Raw genomic sequence first — 19,029 nt, forward strand, 5'->3', positions numbered from 1 at the left:
TGATGAGTACTCTCTGAATTCGAGGATTTTGCAATGTCCACATTGATACGCCCGGCCCTGAGCCTGCTGGTCCTGATGACGCTGATCACCGGCGTTGCTTATCCACTGGTGGTCACCGGCGTGGCCCAGGTCGCGTTCCCGGATCAGGCCAACGGCAGCCTGGTGCGGGATACCGAGGGCAAGGTCCGCGGTTCCTCGCTGATCGCCCAGGATTTCGTCGGCGACGCCTGGTTCCACCCGCGCCCTTCGGCCGGTGCCTTTGCCACCGTGTCGAGCAGCGCCAGCAACCTGTCGCCAAGCAACCCGGCGTTGGCGACGCGGGTGATCGACGAGGCCAGCAAACTGCTGGTGCCTGGCCAAGGACCGGTGCCCCTGGCGCTGGTCACTACCTCCGGCAGCGGTCTCGATCCGCACTTGCCACCAGCGGCGATTGCCTATCAACTGGCGCGTGTCGCAACGGCGCGCAACCTGCCGGTCGCGACACTGCAGCAACTGTTGGACGCCCACATCGAGCAACCACTGATAGGCCCGCCGGTGGTCAATGTGCTTGAGTTGAATCGGGCGCTGGAAAACCTGTAGATCAAAAGATCGCAGGCTTCGCCAGCTCCTACAGGATGTACGCCATCTGGTGTAGGAGCTGCCGCAGGCTGCGATCTTTTAATGCCACTCCCAAATATCAAGTCAAACAAGGCAATGAAAATGAGCAACTCCGGCCGCGCCGACGCGCTGTTAGCAGACCTGTCCCGCGATGGCCGTGGCCGTCTCAAGGTGTTTCTCGGCGCCGCGCCGGGTGTCGGCAAGACCTATGCCATGCTGCAAGCGGCCCACACCCAGCTGCGCCAAGGGGTGAAGGTCGTCGCCGGCGTCGTCGAAACCCACGGCAGGGCCGAAACCGAAGCATTGCTCGGCGGCTTGTCGCAGCAGCCGTTGGTACGTTCCGAGTACCGTGGCGTGTTGCTCGAAGAAATGGACCTCGACGGACTGCTCGTCGCTAAACCGAAGCTGGTGCTGGTCGACGAACTGGCGCACACCAACGCTCCGGGCAGCCGTCACGAAAAACGCTGGCAGGACATTCAGGAACTGCTCGCCGCTGGCATTGACGTGTACACCACGGTCAACGTCCAGCACCTGGAAAGCCTCAACGACCAGGTGCGCGGCATCACTGGCGTGCAGGTCCGTGAAACCCTGCCGGACTGGGTGTTGCAGGAAGCCTACGAACTGCTGCTGATCGACTTGCCGCCACGGGAACTGCTGGAGCGCCTGCGCGATGGCAAAGTCTACGTGCCGGAGCAGGCGCGGGCGGCCATCGACGCGTTCTTTTCCCAGACCAACCTCACGGCCCTGCGCGAACTGGCGATGCAAACCGCGGCGGCTCAGGTCGATAACGATCTGGCCCAAGGATATCGTCAGTTGGGGCAAGCAGCGCCGGCCGTGCGCGGGCGTTTGCTGGTGGGGGTCGACGGCGATGCCCAGGCCGAGCGCCTGGTGCGCCATGCCAGTCGCGTGGCCCAGCGGCGGCATCTGCCCTGGAGCCTGGTGCACGTGGACAACGGCAGCGTGCGTGACGAGCAGTCACGCCTGCGCCTGCAGAGCGCCCAGCAACTGGCCGAGCGCCTGGGCGGTGAAGTGGTGTTGCTGCGCGCCGGTGAAGTGGCGAAAACCCTGATCCAGCATGCCGCCGAACGTCGCGCCAGCCTGGTGCTGGTCGGCCAGTCCCGACCGCGTTTGCGCCGACGTCTGTTCGGTGGCGGGCTGGCGGCGCGGCTGCTGCGTAATGCACGCGGACTGGAAATCAACGTTCTCGACAGCGATCACCAACAGCTTCAACCCCATCAGCGGTCGATGCATTCGCTGGTCTGGTTCGACTACGCATTGGCCGTGGTCGCGACGGTTCTGGCCAGCGCCCTGGCCTGGGCCGTGGCGAGCGTGCTGCCATTGCCGAACATCTCCCTGGTGTTTCTTGCGGCGGTGTTGCTGGTGGCGGTGCGCAGCAGCCTCGGGCCGGCGCTGGCCTGTGCGGCGCTGTCGTTCCTGACCTATGACTTTCTGTTCATTCCACCGAATTTCTCTTTCAGAATCCAGCGCGAAGAAGACGTGCTGACTCTGCTGTTCTTCCTGCTGATGGCGGCCCTCACCGGCAACCTCGCGGCGCGTCAACGCAGGCAATTGCAGGCATTGCGCGATACCCAGGAAGAGACCACCGAACTGCTCGACCTGTCACGCAAACTCACCGCCGCCACCGACCGCCAGGCCGTGGTCAGCGCGGCTGCCCAGCACCTCAATGGTTGGAGCGATGTGCAACTGTGCCTGCTCAATCGTGACGGGCAACACGGCTGGAAAGTCGAAACCGGTGGCCCCCTGGAGTTCAGCGAAGCCGAACGCGCCGCCGCCGATTGGGCCTGGCAGCACGATCAACCCGCGGGTGCCGGCACCGGTACTTTGCCGTTCGGCCGCTGGTGGTGGTGGCCATTGTCGGTGGAGGACGGTCCGCTCGCGTTGCTTGGCGTGTGCGCCAGGGAGGGTCAGACCCTGAGCGGCCAGCGCCGACGCTTGTTGACCGCACTGAGCCAGCCGCTGGCCCAGGCTCTGGCCCGGGCGCAACTGGCCGATGATCTGGAAGCTGCGCGGCTGCACGGCGAAACCGAGCAACTACGCAGCGCCTTGCTGGCGTCGGTGTCCCACGATTTGCGCACTCCGCTGACGTCCATGCGCGGCAGTATCGATAGCCTGCTGGCCCTGGGTGAAGCGATCCCGCTGGAGGATCGACGCGAATTGCTCGAAGGCACCCGCGATGAAGCCGAGCGCCTCGACCGCTACATTCAAAACCTGCTCGACATGACCCGCCTCGGCCACGGTGCCTTGAAGCTGGCGCGGGACTGGGTGTCGCCGGCGGACATCGTCGGCAGTGCGCTCAATCGCCTGCGGGCAGTCCTTGCGCCGTTGCAGGTCAGCACCGACGTGCCGGCCGAGTTACCGTTGCTGTACGTGCACGCCGCGCTGATCGAGCAGGCACTGATCAACGTGATGGAAAACGCCGCGCGGTTTTCGCCACCCCACGGGCGTTTGCAATTGCGCGCAGGGGCCGATGACAGTGAGCTGTTTTTCTCGGTCAGCGATGAGGGACCGGGGATTCCGGAAGAGGAACGGGCGAAGATTTTCGATATGTTCTATACCGCGGCGCGGGGTGATCGTGGCGGGCAGGGTACCGGGCTGGGGCTGGCGATTTGTCAGGGCATGGTCGGTGCCCATGGCGGGCGTATCAGCGTCGCCGACGGCATCGAGGGGCGCGGCACCTGCATCACGTTGCACCTGCCGCTACAGGCTCAGCCGGGATACGAAAGTGAAGCCTGATCGCGCTTGCGCTACTCTCTTGCCACTTCTTTGTGTTGATGTGAATTCATGAGCCAGACCTCGACCATTTTGGTCATTGACGACGAACCGCAGATCCGCAAGTTCCTGCGCATCAGCCTCGCTTCCCAGGGCTACAAAGTGCTGGAGGCGGGTACCGGCAGTGAAGGATTGGCGCAAGCTGCGTTGAACAAACCGGACTTGCTGGTGCTCGACCTCGGCTTGCCGGACATGGACGGCCAACAGGTATTGCGCGACTTTCGCGAGTGGTCGACGGTGCCGGTGCTGGTGCTCTCCGTGCGCGCCGGTGAAGGACAGAAAGTCGAGGCCCTGGATGGCGGCGCCAATGACTACGTGACCAAGCCGTTCGGCATCCAGGAGTTCCTGGCGAGGATCCGTGCATTATTGCGCCAGGCGCCCGCAGGCGAGGCGCAACAAGCGGCGCTGACCTTCGGTCCGTTGACGGTCGACCTGGCGTATCGCCGGGTGCTGCTCGACGATGTCGAAGTCGCGCTGACCCGCAAGGAGTACGCCGTGCTGGCGCAACTGGCGCGGCATCCCGGGCGGGTGATCACCCAGCAGCAATTGCTCAAGGACATCTGGGGACCGACCCACACCGAAGACACTCACTACCTGCGCATCGTAGTCGGGCACTTGCGCCAGAAACTGGCGGATGATCCGACCCAACCCAGGTTCATCGTCACTGAGGCAGGGGTGGGGTATCGGTTGTTGAGTGAATAGTTTTGAAATCTTGTGGTGACTGATCTGGCCCCATCGCGAGCAGGCTCGCGATGGGGCCCTAACATTCACCCGAGAGTTTTCAGGCGCTCAGTTTTGCTCATTCTCATACCGGTCCAGCGTATCCCGCGCAATCTCGCGTCCCAGCGCGATCAACTCCGGCGCCTTGTAGAACTCGAAAAACCGGCACACGCGCTTGGGCACGTTGATCAGGATGTCCGGCGGATACCCGGCAATCTTGTACTGCGCCAGCGACGTCTGCATCACCTCGAAACTCTGGTTGATCAAATCCAGCAAGGACGCCGGCCCGACGTTGTCGATGATGAACGAACCGGTGGCGGAGCGGGGCGCGCCACTGGCTTGCGGAGCCGCCGCCGGTTGCTGCGCTTCTGGCTCGGCGGATTCGATCCACGGATTGAGGTTCGCGCCTTCGGCCCTCAGGGCTTCCTGCTCGAGGATCAACAATTGCTCGGCCTGTTTGCGGCGGAACGGCATCTTCGAGCCCAGGGAGTTGATCAGGCTGTCGAAGCGGGTCTTGAAGGCGGCGGGACGCTGGATGACCGGCAATTGATAGTGGCGCTGGTTGGTGGAGTTGAGGTTGACTGCAATGATCAAGTCGCAATGGCTCGACACCACCGGCACGATCGGCAGTGGGTTGAGAATGCCGCCATCGACCAGCATGCGGTTGCCCTGCATCACCGGGGTAAACAGGCTGGGAATCGCGGCCGAGGCGCGCATGGCCTGATGCAGGCAACCTTCCTGGAACCAGATTTCCTGCTGGTTGGTCAGGTCGGCGGCAACAGCGGTGTAGGGGATGCGCAAATCTTCGATGTTGATCTCGCCGACGATTTTGCGGATCTGCCCGAAGACTTTCTCGCCTCGAATCGCCCCCAGACGAAAACTGACGTCCACCAGGCGCAACACGTCGAGATAGTCCAGGCTCTCGATCCAGTCGCGGTAATCATTGAGTTTGCCGGCGGCGTAGATCCCACCCACCACCGCGCCCATGGAGCATCCGGCGATACAGGCAATGTCATAGCCGCGCCGTTCGATCTCTTCAATGACCCCGATATGTGCATAACCCCGGGCTCCACCCGAGCCCAATACCAGTGCGACGCGCTTTTTCATGGATCGCCCTCGTTTGAATGGTTCAACAATGCACCCATCGAGGGGCATGCTTCAATCGTCATGGTCGTTTGATGGCGAAAGAGCGTCGTATTTTCGACACTCCATGGCGGCACATGGTTATTCTCGTCAGCGCTATAGTTTGCACAGCGGACCAACGGCACTTTTCAGGTGCCACAGCGTCTTACCTGCACGACTGTTGACCTATTCTTGAGGAGTGAATGATGAAAGCCTGGATCTGCGTGCCATTGATTGCCCTGGCGCTCGCCGGTTGTGCCGGCAAAACCGCTTATCGCGACAGTTGCGGTAGTAACCTGGATGCGGCATGGCATGAACTGGACCTGGCCAAAGCCGAAGGTTTCGCCGGGACCGTCAGCTACTCCAAGGCCCTGTCGTTGTTGACCGCAGCCAAGACCCAGCAGCAATTCGAGGGGTTCGAAGGCTGCACCACCAAAGCCGAGAAGGCCCGTTTCTATATTCGTGAATCGCGCGCGGGGCGTTAAAAGCGAAAAGCGGTTACAAGCTCTAAGCTGCAAGCTGCAAGACCCTTCGAGCTTGCAGCCTGGCGCTGTTTACGGAGTAAACCCCCATGATCGATCGGTTGGTGGCTCAGGTTCTGGGCCTGGAAGTTCGTCTGCTGGCCTGTCAGGCCCGCTTGAAAGAGCGTACAGACCCTGAAGCGTTACACGATCTGCGCACAACCATGCGTCGGTTGCGCAGCCTGTTGCGACCCTTGCGCGGGCAGCCCGGTGTCGAGCAACTGGAAGCGGCCGCCTCCCGGGTGGGCGACCTGACCACGCCATTACGTGATCGCGAAGTGCTGGCGGCGTACCTGCTCCAGCACCATCAACCCCAAGCCGCACAGTGGCGCATGGCGCAAATGGCCGAGGCCTATCCGGCTGTGGCGGCCAGTCCCGAGCTCGCGCAAATGCTGATCGTCCTCGATGCGTTTCCGCGTTTTCTGCGTGCCGCCCAGCGCCAGGGATTGCTCAAGGGCCTGCGCAAGCGCATCGAAAAACGCTTGGGCAAGCAATGGAAAAAACTCGACGAGGCACTGCACGATCCGACTCATAACCGTCATCGGCTGCGCCTGCTGATCAAGCGCGTGCGCTATGGCATCGACGCTTACCCCGAGCTGGACCGTTTGCCGAAAGCGGCCATGCCCCGATTGAAATCGTCCCAGGGCGCGTTGGGCGACTGGCACGATTGCGTGCAATGGCTGGCCATGGCTGAACGGGAAGCGGATTTGCAGCCCTGTGTTGCCGTGTGGCAAGCCACCATGGCCGAGGCTGAAAGCCGTGCGGACCGGGTGCTGGAAAAGCTCAGTCGCGATTGCTTCAAATCCTGAATCCCCAGCGGACACACACTGTAGGAGCGAGCTTGCTCGCGAATGCGGTTCATCATTCAGCTCTGTTGTTGACTGATCGAACGCTTTCGCGAGCAAGCTGGCTCCTACAGGGGGGGCGGCGAGCGTTGCGCGACTTATCTGTCAGTCAATTTGGCCGGAATAGGCGATGTATGAGCTTCGCCAGATGGTTAATATCCCTTCATCTTTTTCCGAACCCAGAGGTTTTCATGCGTTTTTCCGAACTGCTCGACGCTGTCCGCAGCCAGCCGCTGGCGCTGTCTATCCCGGCCTCCTGGGCCCAGGGGCGAGCCAGTTTCGGTGGCCTGGTGGCGGCTTTGCAGTACGAAGCCATGCGTGCCCGGGTTCCGGCGGATCGGCCGGTACGTTCGCTGGCAATCACCTTCGTCGGCCCGGTTGAGCCCGAGGTGCCGGTCAGTTTTGAAGTCGATGTGCTGCGCGAAGGCAAGGCCGTCAGCCAAGTGTTGGGCCGGGTGATGCAGAAGGGCCAGGTGGTGACGTTGGTCCAGGGCAGCTTTGGTGCCTCGCGCCCCTCGGAAGTGGCGGTGGCCGCTGAACCGGCACCGGAAATGAAGCACTGGGACGAATGCCAGGAATTGCCTTTTGTCGAAGGCGTGATCCCGGAGTTCATGCGGCACCTGGCGATGCGCTGGAGTGTCGGTGGGTTGCCGTTCAGCGGTAGCACATCCCGGCAAATGGGTGGCTGGGTACGCTTGCGCGGCGACGTGAAGGAAGAGGCCATCGGCGAGGCGCATATTCTGGCGCTGGTGGACGCCTGGCCGCCGGCCCTGATGCCGTTTTTGAAGAAACCGGCAATGGGCAGCACCCTGACCTGGACTATCGAGTTCGTGCAGCCGCTGCTGGAACTGAACACCCTGGACTGGTGCAAATACCTCGTCGAAACCGAATACGCCGCAGACGGCTACGGGCATGCCGCCGCAAAAATGTGGAGCGCGGATGGCCGGTTGATCGCCATGAGCCGGCAGACGGTGACGGTGTTCGCCTGATCAGTGACGGCGATGGCGCTCACGCCAGGCGCGCCACCATCCACCGCTGAGGAAGAACCGTGGAAACGTCAGGAACTGCTCGACCAACAGACGCGATAGCGCATCCTTGCGATCACTGAAGGGTTCGGCGGCTTGGGTCTCCAGGCTGTGGCCGTGGCGTTGCAAGGCCAGCGCCGCAATCACACCGATCACACCGATGGCGATATTTGCCAGGCTCAGGCTGAACACCCCGGACACAATCAGCAGAAATGCCACGATGAACAGCGGCACCGCGATCAGGTGCAGCACCAGATTGGTCGGGTGCTGATGATTGTTCGGGTACGCTCGCCATTGCCAGGCGGGAAGGTTGGGGTGACGTTTGCCCATGATGCCGATCCTCGATCCATGTTGAATACATGTAGGAAGAATAGGCCTGGTCCATGCTGGCGGCGAATCAAGGCTGGCTATTGGCTTGATAGGTGTCATGGTCTGGATTGATGTTGCCGGTTCCGGCCTCATCGCGGGCAAGCCCGCTCCCACATTCGTCCGCATTCTAATGAAAGAACTCGGTCACCTGTGGGAGCGGGCTTGCTCGCGATGAGGCCCTCAAAGTTTGAGCTGACCTATGGCCTTGCTCAGTTCCCCGGCCAATGCCGCCAGCTCATTGCTGGTGGTCGCCGACGTCACCGTCTGCTGCACCGTGTTCTCGGTCACGTCACGGATACTCACCACCGCCCGGTTCATCTCTTCCGCCACCTGGCTCTGCTGCTCGGCCGCCACCGCGATCTGCGTGTTGCTTTCACGCATCTGCGCCACTGCGCCGGTGATCTCGGCCAATGCCGCGCCGGCCTCTTGCGCCTGTTGTACGCAGTCGTCGGCCTTGAACGAACTCTCTTGCATGAAATCCACGGCGTCCCGCGTGCCGGCCTGCAACGCCGAGACCATGAGGGTGATCTCATCCGTCGAGGCCTGCACGCGTTTAGCGAGGTTGCGTACTTCATCGGCGACCACCGCGAAGCCGCGACCCATTTCGCCGGCTCGGGCCGCTTCGATGGCGGCGTTCAGCGCCAGCAGGTTGGTCTGCTCGGCGATGCTGTGAATCACGTTGACCACGCCGTTGATCTTCTGGCTGTCCTCGGCCAGGCGTTGAATCATCTCGGCGGTCTGCTGGACGCCGGTGGACAGTCCGGCAATCGAGCGCTGCACCCGTGTCACGACCTCCTGCCCGCTGCCGGCCAGGGTATTGGCCGATTGCGAAAGGTCACGGGTGGCACCCGCGTGTTGGGCGATGTGATACACAGTGGCAGTCATTTCATTGATCGCCGTGGCGGCCTGATCGGTTTCGCTTTGCTGGCCCAGCATGCCGTGGCGCACTTCATTCATGCTGGCCGCCAACCGCGCGGCGCCGACGTCCAGCTGCCGGGCTGTACTGGCGACGGTGTTGACCACCCGTTGATAACCGGCCTGCATGGCGTTGAAGGCGTTGGCCATTTGCCCGACTTCGTCGCTGCAAGCCAATGGCACGCGGGCCGACAGGTCGCCGGTTTTCTCCACGTGCAACATGACGTCTTTCAAGGTGTTGAGCTGGCTGAGCAGGAAGCGGATCAATAACTGTGATGCGCCGAGCATTGCCAGCATCAGGATGAACACCGCCATCGCGTAGTTGGCAAAGCGCTCGCTGAACACCTGGCTCAGACTTGGGCCGTGGGCAATCACGGCGACCTGCTGGCCGTCGGCACGGGTAAACACTTCGGCACCCATCAACGGATTGTCACCGAACAGCGGCATCACGTTGATCTCGACCCAACCGTTTGCATTGATGAGCTCCACAATGGGTTGTTCATTCAGCGACGGCGCCTGTCCGCGATTGAACGTCAGCAGGTTGTCGGCGTGGGGCAGCGGTTGCCCGGCAGGCCAGGCTTCGAGCAATCGCGCCTGGGCCTGGGCCGAAGCCTGGGCGGCGTGACTGCGGGCCTGCTGTTCGAGCTGTACCGCGTACAGCACCAGCAACAGGGTGGTGACGAAAGCGACAGCGTTGACCGCCCAGAATTTGTATTTCAGCGAGATATTGCTAAGCCAGGCACCCATGGAGGTCTTCTCTGATAGCGGAAACAGTTTTGGCAAGGTGCCATTATTGTGCCGCTACTCAGGTGGCTGATTCTTGATGCAGATCAACTTCAAGCCTGTGGGATTTATGGTGATCAGGAGATCAATGGCAGCCCATAGAACGCCCGCGCACAGGCGGTCGTGTGCGCCGCCAGATCTTCCTGGCTTTCCCCGCGATGCAGTGCCACTTCGCGCAGTACTTCGGTCAGGTATGCCGGCTCGTTTCGCCCGTTTTTCGGTTTGGGGCGCAGGCTGCGCGGCAGCAAATACGGTGCATCGCTTTCGAGCATCAGGCGCCCGCGCTTGATCTCCTTGACCAGTGGATGCAAATGCGTGCCCCGGCGCTCGTCGCAGATCCAGCCGGTAATGCCAATGTGCAGGTCGAGGTCGAGGTAGCTGAACAGTGCCTTCTGCTCCCCGGTGAAGCAGTGCACTACGGCGGCCGGCAGTCGGTCGCGGAAGTCGCGCAGGATTTCCAGCAATCGCTGGCTGGCGTCGCGTTCGTGCAGAAACACCGGCAACTGCAATTCGACGGCCATGGCCAGATGTTCTTCGAGGACTTTCTCCTGCTGCGGACGCGGCGAGAAATCACGGTTGAAATCCAGCCCGCATTCACCCACGGCCACCACATTCGGCTCCATGAGCAAGCTGCGCAAACGTCGGGTGCTGTCGGCGTTCCAGTCGCTGGCGCAATGAGGGTGAATACCGGCGGTGGCGAACAGGCGCTGGGCGCTTTCGTCCAGTTGCTGGCACAGCTCAAGGGCCTGTTCACTGCCCTCGACACTGGTGCCGGTCAGCACCAGTTGGCACACGCCGGCCGCGTAGGCGCGGTCGAGTACGGCCCGGTGTTTGTCGGCAAAACTGGCGTTGGTCAGGTTGACGCCGATATCGATGAGTTGCATGGTGCTACCTCGGCCCAAAGGCCGGAAAGCATATCAGAGCCGTGGATTTATAAGAAAAGCCAAGAACTACAACGGGTTAACGCTGTCTCTTGAGCCGCGGACCAGGCTGGGTTGGTAGTTTTGCCATCATTGTGCCAGTCTTTCGCACTTTGCCAGCGCCTTGGGCGCTCTGTTTTTGTCGCCGCGCTTGATGGTTTTCGTCATTGAAGCGGGCCTCATATTCTTTCCGGAGAGTGGATGATTCGTCCCTCGGTTTTGCTACTGCTGTGTTGTTCGCTGCTACTGCCGATGTCGGCGGTCGCGCGTCTGCCCGGGCCGCTGCAAGCCGTACCGGCCAGCAAGGTGCGCGACCTTGCGGAAATTCGCAGCAGTCGTGTGCTGCGGGTGTTGGTCAACCAGAGCCGCAACAGTTCCGGCGAAGTCCAGGGGCAGGCGATCGGGGTCGAATACCATCGCCTGAGAGCGTTCGAGCAGTATCTCAACGGCCACGCCCGTGACGGTCAGGAAATCACCCTCAAGATCATTCCCAAGGCCAAGGATCAACTGCTCGGCGCATTGCAGCGCGGGGAGGGCGATCTGGTGGCGCCAGGCGAGTTGCTCGATCTGCAACCGGGCTTCGCCGTCAGCACCAGTGAGCCGATTGCCAGCAACATCCCGTTGGTCCTGGTGGGCATCAAAGGCGAACGCCGCTACACCAAGCTTGAACAGCTTTCCGGCAAGACCCTGGCGTTACCCGCCGGCAGCGCTGCCGGGGATGCCGTCAGCCAGATCAATCAAAAGCTCGCCCTGCACAAACTGCCACCGGTCACAATCGAATGGGTCGATCCGACCCTTGCCGTCGAGGATGTGCTGGAGATGGTGCAGGGCGGGATCTTCCATCTGACCATCGTCGAGCAGCCGATCGCCGAACGCTGGGGCAAGATCCTGCCCAAACTGCGTTTCGACAAGCAGGTACTTGTCAGCGAGCCGGGAGAAGAGTTCTGGTTCGTGCGCCGTGATGCCTCGATGCTGCGGGCCAGCATTGATCGCTTCCTCACCGTCTACAAAAAACCATCGGATCAGGACGCCGCGTTCCTGCGGATCTATCGTCGTCTCTATCAAGTGCACTATCCGCTGGCCAAGGCGGACCGGCAGCGCCTGGAAAAGCTTCGCCCGGTGCTGCAGAAGCACGCCGATGCCCAAGGCATGGATTGGTTGAACCTGGCGGCGCTGGCCTTCAAGGAGTCAGCCCTGCAACCCGCCGCTCGCAGTGGCGGTGGCCCGACCGGTCTGATGCAGATCACGCCTTCTGCGGCGCAGCGGGTGGGGGTCAACAATATCCAGGACCTTGATGGCAATGTGCAGGCCGGGGCCAAGTACCTGGCGATGATCCGGCGCAAATTTTTTGCCAGCCCCAAGCTCAACGAGCGCGAACGCATGGCCTTCGTGCTGGCGGCCTACAACATCGGGCCGGAGCGGGTCCAGGGCATGCGCGCCGAAGCCCGGCGGCGAGGCTTGAATCCCAACCAGTGGTTCTTCCAGGTCGAACGCGTGGCCATGGAGCAAGTGGGTATGGGGCCTGTCAGCTATGTTAATAGCGTGAACAAGTATTACTTGGCGTTCGACCGGGAGCGCGAGTCGTTGGAGCCCCAGGAGCAAAAAGTTGCCTCACGAAAATGATCAACTAATCTGATTGTTATGGCGGGGTTTTTGCGCTTTTAACATGTGAATTACTGATTAATATAGCGGCCAACCAACACACACTTACAAGGAATGAATCAGCATGAGCACTCTGATCAACAAGGTACTGTCTACCCGCGCTGGCTACGGCCTGACGGTTCTGCGCATCGTGGTCGGCATTATTTCCGCCGCTCACGGCTCGCAGAAACTCTTCGGGGCATTCGGTGGCTATGGTCTGGCTGGAACCGCGCAGTACATGGAAAGCCTCGGACTGACGCCGGGTTACCTGATGGCGACACTGGCGGGCGGCATCGAATTCTTCGCCGGCCTGGCCCTGATCATCGGCTTGCTGGTTCGCCCGGCCGCGCTTGGCCTGGCCTTCCTGTTGCTGGTGGCGATTTTCTCGGTGCACATCAGCAACGGACTGTTCATGGCCAACAACGGTTATGAATTCGCCCTGGCCTTGCTCGGTGGCAGTATCGCGGTATTGATCGAAGGTGCGGGCAAACTCTCAGCGGACCGCGCCATCGCCGGTTGACCGCTCTGGTTCAACGAAAAGGCCCGCATTGTGCGGGCCTTTTTTGTTGGTGCGCCAGGCATGGCGCGTTGCGCGTAAGCGCAACCAGCTTGGCTGTGGTGGCCACGCTGGTGACTTGGAGGTGAAAGTCCTCTACACACCCGGCAAGGGGAAGTGTTAGCCAGAGGCAAGGGTGTCGCGGGTGACTGCGAATCTGAAGGAAGCCCGAGGCAAAATGCTGGCCTGACGAACAGGAAGCGGATAGAGGCGGCGCAGCGGGGTAAGAAGGCCAATATCTTCAAAGCCCGATACTTGCACGGAACGCTGCGACGTAGATCCGACAGGCATAAGCAGGAAGGTCGCGCGAATTACCCTGGGAGATCTGTTTAGCCTGCCATGTGCTACCGGCGTCGCGAGATGACGGGATGGGCGACAGAAGTCAGCAGAGGCCGTAGTAGTTGCTCGAAACCGGAGTAATGAAGGGCTGAACCTGCCATGAGTGGATAGTCGGGTGTGATCTCTGTTGGAGCGTAAAGCAGAAACTCCGCGTAGCGGAGGTCAAGACCATTAGGAGGTAGGAGCCGGAAGCTCCGAGGGCCGGTCTGGGCGCTTAGATACCGCAGGCGACACATCAACGGAACCAAGCTCGCTGACGTTGTTTGTCAGTAGGCAGGAACCGCCGTATACGGAACCGTACGTACGGTGGTGTGAGAGGACGGCGGGGGCAACCCCGCCTCCTACTCGATCGCGTCATTCTTGACACTGTCCAGTCAGCTTCTCTAGGATGTTGCTCATGCGCCGATTTAAACAGCTACTTGCGGGGCGCCAGGTGACTCATCCAGTTACCGATAGAAGCCAGAACAGGCTTCGAAATACCGCTAAAGCGCTGGTTCGGTGTTGCCTCTCACCTGCCATGCAGACTTTTGAGGCAGAGACACGACACAATGAATGCACTAAATGCTGTTGTACGTCCCGCGCCGATCACGGCACACCTGACCCAGCGCAATCCAAAAATCCTGCTTGGTGGCAAACATCAGCCGACGCTCTTGCGTTATCTCGATGGTTGGCCACGTCGTACCGGTGGTCCCGCTGCCTTCCTGATCCAGTTTGTCGAAGACGGTGAGTCGCTCGCTCGTTTTGCCGACGACAGTTTCGATCTGGCAGTGATTCAGTCCCCCAGCCTCGAAGATGCGCCTGAAGTGATCCGGCAACTGACCCGCGTTGCCCGGCAAGGACTGATTACCCGGCGTTAAAGCTCACGGGTAGTCGATCGCCACAATGTACACACACTGTTCACCGGTCGGCGTCTGGACCCGGACTTCGGCGTCCAGTGCCTTGCCGATCAGTGCGCGGGCCAAGGGCGAGTCGATGCTGATCAGGCCCTGTTTGAGGTCCAGTTCATCCGGCCCGACAATGCGGTAGCGCGACTCTTTGCCATCCTCGTCTTCGATCGTGACCCAGGCGCCGAAATAGACCTTGTTCGGATCGCTGGGTTTTTCGCTGACAACCTTGAGCGCTTCCAGGCGTTTGGTGAGAAAACGCACGCGGCTGTCGATCTCTCGCAGCATCTTTTTGCCGTAGGTGTATTCGGCGTTCTCCGAGCGATCACCCTGGGCCGCGGCTTCGCTGACAGCCTGGGTAACCTGGGGCCGACGTACATGCCACAGCTCATGGAACTCGGCGCGCATCCGCGCTTCACCCTCGGGGGTGATCAGCGCGGTGCCAGCGGTGCGGGGAGGGCGGTAACGGCTCATGACAGCTTCTTGTGGTGAGGATGGCAGGAGTCTATCAACCCTCGCGCAGGACTGTCAGCGGGCTGGCGTTCAATGCCCGACGGGTGCCGAACACACCGGCACCACCGATCAGCACTGCGCCCAGCAATGGCAGCAACAATAGCCATGGATGTGGATGCCACGGCAGGTCAAAGGCGTAGCGGTAGAGCACCCAACTCACCAATTCCGAACCCAGCGCCGCCAGCAAGCCACTGACTGCGCCCAGCAAACCGAACTCGATACGTCGAGCCTTGACCAGCAATTGCCGCTCCGCCCCCAGCGCACGCAGCAACGCACCCTGGCGAATGCGTTCATCCAGCGTCGCTTGCAGACCGGAGAACAGCACCGCCATGCCCGCCGCCAACACGAACAACAACACGTACTCCACCGCCAGGGTCACCTGGGCGAGGATGCTGCGCAGTTGCTCCAGCAAGGCTTCGACCTGCAGGATCGTCACCGCCGGGAAGGCGCGGGACAGGTCGACAATCTGTTGGTCGTGACCTGATGCCAGATAGAAACTGGTCAGGTAGGTCGCTGGCAGATCCTTGAGGGTGCCGGGCTGGAAGATCATGAAGAAGTTCGGCTGGAAGTTGTCCCAGTTGATCTCCCGCAGGCTGGTGACCTTCGCCTCGCGATTGACCCCGCCAACGCTGAAAACCAGATGATCGTCGAGCTTGATTTTCAGGCTTTCGGCGACCTTGCCTTCTACCGACACGCCGGGAACATCGTCCGGCGTCTGTTCGTTCCACCAGTTGCCGGCCGTGAGTTTGTTGCCCGCCGGCAGGTCCGCGGCCCAGGTCAGGCTCAGGTCGCGCTGGATCGCCCGATCACCCGCCGATTCCTTGGTGACGATTTGCTGCACCGGTTCGCCGTTGATGCTGATCAGTCGGCCCGGCACCACCGGGTACAGCGGTGCCGATTGCGCCGACACGGCGATCAGGTGATCGGTGAAGGCCTGTTTGTCCGCCGGCAGGATGTTCAACGCGAAGTAGTTTGGAGCGTTTTTCGGCAGCTGGTTCTGCCAGGTGTCCAGCAACTCGCCCCGTAACAAGGCGATCAGCGCCATCGACAGCAGAATCAGACCGAACGCCAGGGACTGGCCCGCCGCAGCGAGCGGATGACGCAGCAGTTGGCCCAGACCCAGACGCCAGGGCAAGGACGCACGCGCAAGCATGCGCCGCAGACTCTTCAACAGCAGCAACAACAAGCCGCCCAGCACCAGTGCTGCAATCACTCCGCCGCCGAGCAGGGCAAAGGTCAGCACCAGGTCCAGGCTCAGGCGCCACATGATCAGGCCGAGGGCGCCCAGCGCTGCGCCGTAGACCATCCAGGTGCTGGAAGGGATCGGCAGCATGTCCCGGCGCAGCACACGCAATGGCGGAACCCGGCCCAGAGCTGCCAGTGGCGGCAAGGCGAAACCGGCCAGCGCCACCAGTCCGGTGCCGATCCCGGCAATAGCCGGAAACAGCCCGCCCGGTGGCACGTCGGTGGGCAACAAGTCATGCAGCAGGGCAAACAACCCCAGCTGGGCGAGCCAACCGAGGAGGGCGCCGCTGATGCTGGCCAGCAGCCCGAGCACAGTCAGTTGCAGGCTGAACAACACCATGGTTTCCCGGCGTGACAGCCCGAGGCAGCGCAGCAAGGCACTGGCATCGAACCGGCGGGTGGCGAAGCGGGTTGCCGACAGCGCCACCGCCACACCGGACAGCAACACCGCCACCAGACTGGCCATGTTCAGGTAGCGTTCGGCCTTGCCCAGGGCGCCGCCGATCTGCCGGTTACCGTCGCGGGCGTCCTGTAAGCGCTGGTTGGCGGCAAGCCCCGGTTTGATCAGTTGCCGATACGTTTCGAGTGCCTGAGCGCTGCCTCGCCATAATTCGCGATAGCTGACCCGGCTGCCGGGCTGCACCACGCCAGTGGCCGTAAGGTCGTCGAGGTTGATCAGCACCCGCGGCGTCAGGCTGTAGAAATTGCCGGCGCGATCGGGTTCGTAGGTCAGCACCCGCGCCAGTTTCAGGGTTTTCATGCCGACATCGATGCTGTCGCCGATCTTCAGGTCCAGGGCGGTTAGCAGGCGTGCCTCGACCCAGGCTTCACCGGGTTGCGGTCCGCCACCGACTGTTTCCGTGGCAAAGGGTGCGGGCGCGCTTTTCAATTCGCCCCGTAGCGGGTAGGTGTCATCGGCCGCCTTGATGCTGGACAGCTGGATGCCGTTGTCGGTGGCGATGACGCTGGAGAACTCCACCACTTGGGCGTGTTCCAGACCCAGTTCGGTGCCGCTTCTTATCTGTTCGGGGCGCGCAGGCGAACTGCCTTCGAGCAGCAGGTCGGCACCGAGGAATTCGGTAGCGCGTAGCATCATGGCGCCGTTCAGGCGCGCGCCGAAATAGCCAATGGCGGTGCTGGCGGCAACGGCCACCAGCAAGGCGAAAAACAACACGCGCAATTCGCCAGCGCGGGCATCGCGCAGCAACTGGCGGATGGCGAGACTGAACAGGCGCAACAGCGGCAGACGTGCCATCAAGGCTCCAGAGGGGCGACCAGCAGGCCGGCTTCAAGACGGATCAGGCGCCGGCAGCGATGGGCCAGGCGTTCATCGTGAGTCACCAGCACCAGAGTCGTGCCGCGCTCCTGGTTGAGCTCGAACAGCAAGTCGCTGATGCGCTCGCCAGTGTGGCTGTCGAGGTTGCCGGTCGGTTCGTCGGCGAACAGCACATCGGGCTCGGCGGCAAACGCGCGGGCAATCGCCACCCGTTGTTGCTCGCCGCCGGAGAGCTGGCGCGGCGAGTGAGTCAGGCGTTGGCCCAGTCCCACCCGTTGCAGCAATTGGGTGGCGCGTTCGCGGGCGTCTTTGCGGCCATCGAGTTCCAGCGGCAGCATGACGTTTTCCAGGGCATTGAGACTGTCGAGCAGCTGAAACGATTGAAAGACAAAACCCACGTGCTCGGCGCGGATGCGCGCACGCTGGTCTTCATCGAGGTTGCTCAGGCCTTGCCCGGCGAGGGTGACTTCGCCGCTGCTCGGCAGGTCGAGGCCGGCAAGCAGGCCCAGCAGGGTGGACTTGCCGGAGCCGGAAGCGCCGACGATGGCCAGGCTGTCGCCCTTGTTCAGTTCCAGGCTGAGTTGGTGCAGGATGGTCAGTTCACCTTCCGCGCTGGGAACCACTTTGCTAAGGTCCTTCGCGATGAGAATGCTTGCGCCCATGGAGAGTCCGATGCGTGTCTGGTTTTTGAGTGCTGGCCTGGCCTTGATGTGCATGGCCCAAAACGCAGCGGCGGGTACAGTCCTGATCGTTGGCGATAGTATCAGCGCCGGTTTCGGGCTGGATACCCGGCTGGGGTGGGTGTCGCTGCTTGAGCAACGGCTCAGGCGCGAAGGTTTCGACGACAAAGTGATCAATGCGTCCATCAGTGGCGACACCAGTGCCGGAGGCCAGGCGCGCCTGCCCGCGCTGCTTGCAGAGCATAAACCGGAACTGGTGATCCTCGAGTTGGGCGGCAATGATGGCCTGCGCGGGATGCTGCCAACTCAATTGCAACAAAATCTTGCGTCGATGATCGACAGCTCCCGGGCCAGCGGCGCCAAGGTGTTACTGCTCGGCATGCAATTACCACCCAATTACGGTGCGCGTTACACCAAGGCGTTCGCGGAGGTCTACAGCAACCTGGCCGATGAGAAAAAGATTCCGCTGGTGCCGTTTTTCCTCGACGGCGTGGGCGGCCATCCGGACTTGATGCAGGCCGACGGCATACACCCGGCGGCCGGGGCCCAGGACAAGTTGCTGGAAAATGTCTGGCCTACTCTAAAACCGCTGTTATGACACTTTTCTAGAGGCAGGCTTTCGGCTAAGGTGGCGCCCCCGATTTGGAGCCCCCGATGCCGCGTCCCGCCTGGTCACTATTTGCCTATCAACTGATCGAGCCTGACGAACAGCTGGATCTGTTTGCCTGCCAGGAAGTGCGGGTGCATCTGGTGACCCGTCAGCTGGAGTTGGGCGGTTCGGCGGACCGGACCTTGTGTGGCAGTCTGTTGCCGGCTTCGCCTCGCTGGTCGAGTGTTGATCGCCGGGTGTTTCAGGACCAGCGGCTGTGTTCGTTGTGCCGGGCCATTCTTGAGTCGCAGAAGCGGGGGACGTCGCCGATCTGGCCTGAATTGCGGTTCGAGCTTTGATTCGTCATTAATAGAGGCGGCCTTCGAGCCGACCTGACTTTTGTTGACCGTGTACATATCCGTTGCTGCGGTAACAGCGGCTTATGGTTTCGCCCTTACGGCGAGTCCCTTTTGGCAAACGCCCCAAAAGGAACCAAAAAGTCTCGCCCCTTACGTACGGCCCCTCGCTGAGGCTCGGCGTTCCTTCGCTGCGGTATTCATCCGGGAGCATTGTGTGGTGGTCTAATTTCCCCGGACACCTCGATAAGTGGAAAATGCATCTATCGAGGAGTGTTTCATGACCGACAAACGCAGGACATTCGACGACAGCTTCAAGCTGCAAGTCGTGAAGATGATCAAG

General features: G+C 61.6%; 18 protein-coding genes. 11 read left to right on the forward strand and 7 right to left on the reverse strand.

Annotation, left to right across the window (positions count from 1 at the left end; all coding sequences use genetic code 11):
- The first annotated feature begins 33 nt into the window (after nt 1-33).
- The 3 genes from kdpC (at nt 34) to KGA96_RS22805 (ending at nt 4,089) form a co-directional block, all read left to right on the forward strand.
- Complete coding sequence (gene kdpC, locus KGA96_RS22795; protein WP_046042632.1) at nt 34-579, forward strand: potassium-transporting ATPase subunit KdpC; 546 nt, start codon at nt 34-36, stop codon at nt 577-579.
- A 120-nt stretch (nt 580-699) separates the two neighbouring features.
- Nucleotides 700-3,351 (forward strand): sensor histidine kinase, encoded by a 2,652-nt coding sequence (locus tag KGA96_RS22800; RefSeq protein WP_223466001.1) that lies wholly within the window; start codon nt 700-702, stop codon nt 3,349-3,351.
- Nucleotides 3,352-3,399: 48 nt separating this feature from the next.
- Nucleotides 3,400-4,089 carry a response regulator gene (locus KGA96_RS22805; RefSeq protein ID WP_223466000.1) on the forward strand — a complete coding sequence of 230 codons (690 nt, stop codon included), beginning with the start codon at nt 3,400-3,402 and terminating at the stop codon, nt 4,087-4,089.
- Between the two features lie 87 nt (nt 4,090-4,176).
- On the opposite strand, the gene KGA96_RS22810 is transcribed toward KGA96_RS22805, so the two are convergent.
- Nucleotides 4,177-5,214: a patatin-like phospholipase family protein gene (locus KGA96_RS22810; protein WP_046042636.1), complete on the reverse strand. Its 1,038-nt coding sequence runs from the start codon at nt 5,212-5,214 to the stop codon at nt 4,177-4,179.
- Between the two features lie 221 nt (nt 5,215-5,435).
- On the opposite strand from KGA96_RS22810, the gene KGA96_RS22815 reads away from it, so the two are divergent.
- The 3 genes from KGA96_RS22815 (at nt 5,436) to KGA96_RS22830 (ending at nt 7,584) form a co-directional block, all read left to right on the forward strand.
- On the forward strand, nt 5,436-5,714 hold the full coding sequence (locus tag KGA96_RS22815) for a hypothetical protein (RefSeq protein ID WP_008000319.1): 279 nt from the start codon (nt 5,436-5,438) through the stop codon (nt 5,712-5,714).
- 86 nt (nt 5,715-5,800) lie between these two features.
- Nucleotides 5,801-6,559, forward strand: a complete 759-nt coding sequence (locus tag KGA96_RS22820) for a CHAD domain-containing protein (protein ID WP_046042637.1) — start codon at nt 5,801-5,803, stop codon at nt 6,557-6,559.
- A 227-nt stretch (nt 6,560-6,786) separates the two neighbouring features.
- Complete coding sequence (locus KGA96_RS22830; protein WP_046042638.1) at nt 6,787-7,584, forward strand: acyl-CoA thioesterase; 798 nt, start codon at nt 6,787-6,789, stop codon at nt 7,582-7,584.
- Here KGA96_RS22830 and KGA96_RS22835 read toward each other — a convergent pair whose 3' ends face one another.
- The 3 genes from KGA96_RS22835 to KGA96_RS22845 form a co-directional block, all read right to left on the reverse strand.
- Nucleotides 7,585-7,950, reverse strand: coding sequence for an Mpo1-like protein (locus KGA96_RS22835; RefSeq protein WP_046042639.1), 366 nt, complete (start codon nt 7,948-7,950; stop codon nt 7,585-7,587).
- Nucleotides 7,951-8,169: 219 nt separating this feature from the next.
- Nucleotides 8,170-9,651: a methyl-accepting chemotaxis protein gene (locus KGA96_RS22840; RefSeq protein ID WP_046042640.1), complete on the reverse strand. Its 1,482-nt coding sequence runs from the start codon at nt 9,649-9,651 to the stop codon at nt 8,170-8,172.
- Nucleotides 9,652-9,764: 113 nt separating this feature from the next.
- Nucleotides 9,765-10,571, reverse strand: coding sequence for a TatD family hydrolase (locus KGA96_RS22845; protein WP_223465999.1), 807 nt, complete (start codon nt 10,569-10,571; stop codon nt 9,765-9,767).
- Nucleotides 10,572-10,808: 237 nt separating this feature from the next.
- On the opposite strand from KGA96_RS22845, the gene KGA96_RS22850 reads away from it, so the two are divergent.
- The 3 genes from KGA96_RS22850 (at nt 10,809) to KGA96_RS22860 (ending at nt 14,000) form a co-directional block, all read left to right on the forward strand.
- Nucleotides 10,809-12,230 (forward strand): transglycosylase SLT domain-containing protein, encoded by a 1,422-nt coding sequence (locus KGA96_RS22850; RefSeq protein WP_046042642.1) that lies wholly within the window; start codon nt 10,809-10,811, stop codon nt 12,228-12,230.
- A 103-nt stretch (nt 12,231-12,333) separates the two neighbouring features.
- Nucleotides 12,334-12,768 (forward strand): DoxX family protein, encoded by a 435-nt coding sequence (locus tag KGA96_RS22855; RefSeq protein ID WP_046042643.1) that lies wholly within the window; start codon nt 12,334-12,336, stop codon nt 12,766-12,768.
- Nucleotides 12,769-13,691: 923 nt separating this feature from the next.
- Nucleotides 13,692-14,000, forward strand: a complete 309-nt coding sequence (locus KGA96_RS22860) for a hypothetical protein (RefSeq protein ID WP_046043367.1) — start codon at nt 13,692-13,694, stop codon at nt 13,998-14,000.
- Between the two features lie 3 nt (nt 14,001-14,003).
- Here KGA96_RS22860 and greB read toward each other — a convergent pair whose 3' ends face one another.
- From greB to KGA96_RS22875, 3 genes are read right to left on the reverse strand one after another with little or no spacing between them, the layout of a single operon-like run.
- Nucleotides 14,004-14,501, reverse strand: a complete 498-nt coding sequence (gene greB, locus KGA96_RS22865; protein ID WP_007973570.1) for a transcription elongation factor GreB — start codon at nt 14,499-14,501, stop codon at nt 14,004-14,006.
- A gap of 34 nt (nt 14,502-14,535) precedes the next feature.
- Nucleotides 14,536-17,040: an ABC transporter permease gene (locus KGA96_RS22870; protein WP_223515048.1), complete on the reverse strand. Its 2,505-nt coding sequence runs from the start codon at nt 17,038-17,040 to the stop codon at nt 14,536-14,538.
- Nucleotides 17,040-17,723, reverse strand: coding sequence for an ABC transporter ATP-binding protein (locus tag KGA96_RS22875; RefSeq protein WP_046043370.1), 684 nt, complete (start codon nt 17,721-17,723; stop codon nt 17,040-17,042). The genes KGA96_RS22870 and KGA96_RS22875 overlap by 1 nt, the downstream gene beginning before the upstream one ends.
- Nucleotides 17,724-17,733: 10 nt before the next feature.
- Between KGA96_RS22875 and KGA96_RS22880 the strand changes: the two genes are divergently transcribed.
- A complete protein-coding gene (locus KGA96_RS22880; protein WP_008049055.1) occupies nt 17,734-18,339 on the forward strand; it encodes an arylesterase in 606 nt (201 codons plus the stop codon).
- A 56-nt stretch (nt 18,340-18,395) separates the two neighbouring features.
- Nucleotides 18,396-18,689, forward strand: coding sequence for a hypothetical protein (locus KGA96_RS22885; RefSeq protein WP_007991769.1), 294 nt, complete (start codon nt 18,396-18,398; stop codon nt 18,687-18,689).
- Nucleotides 18,690-19,029: the final 340 nt, after the last annotated feature.

This window comes from Pseudomonas sp. GL-R-26 (genome assembly GCF_019947365.1).
In the GTDB taxonomy this organism is placed as follows: Bacteria; Pseudomonadota; Gammaproteobacteria; order Pseudomonadales; family Pseudomonadaceae; genus Aquipseudomonas.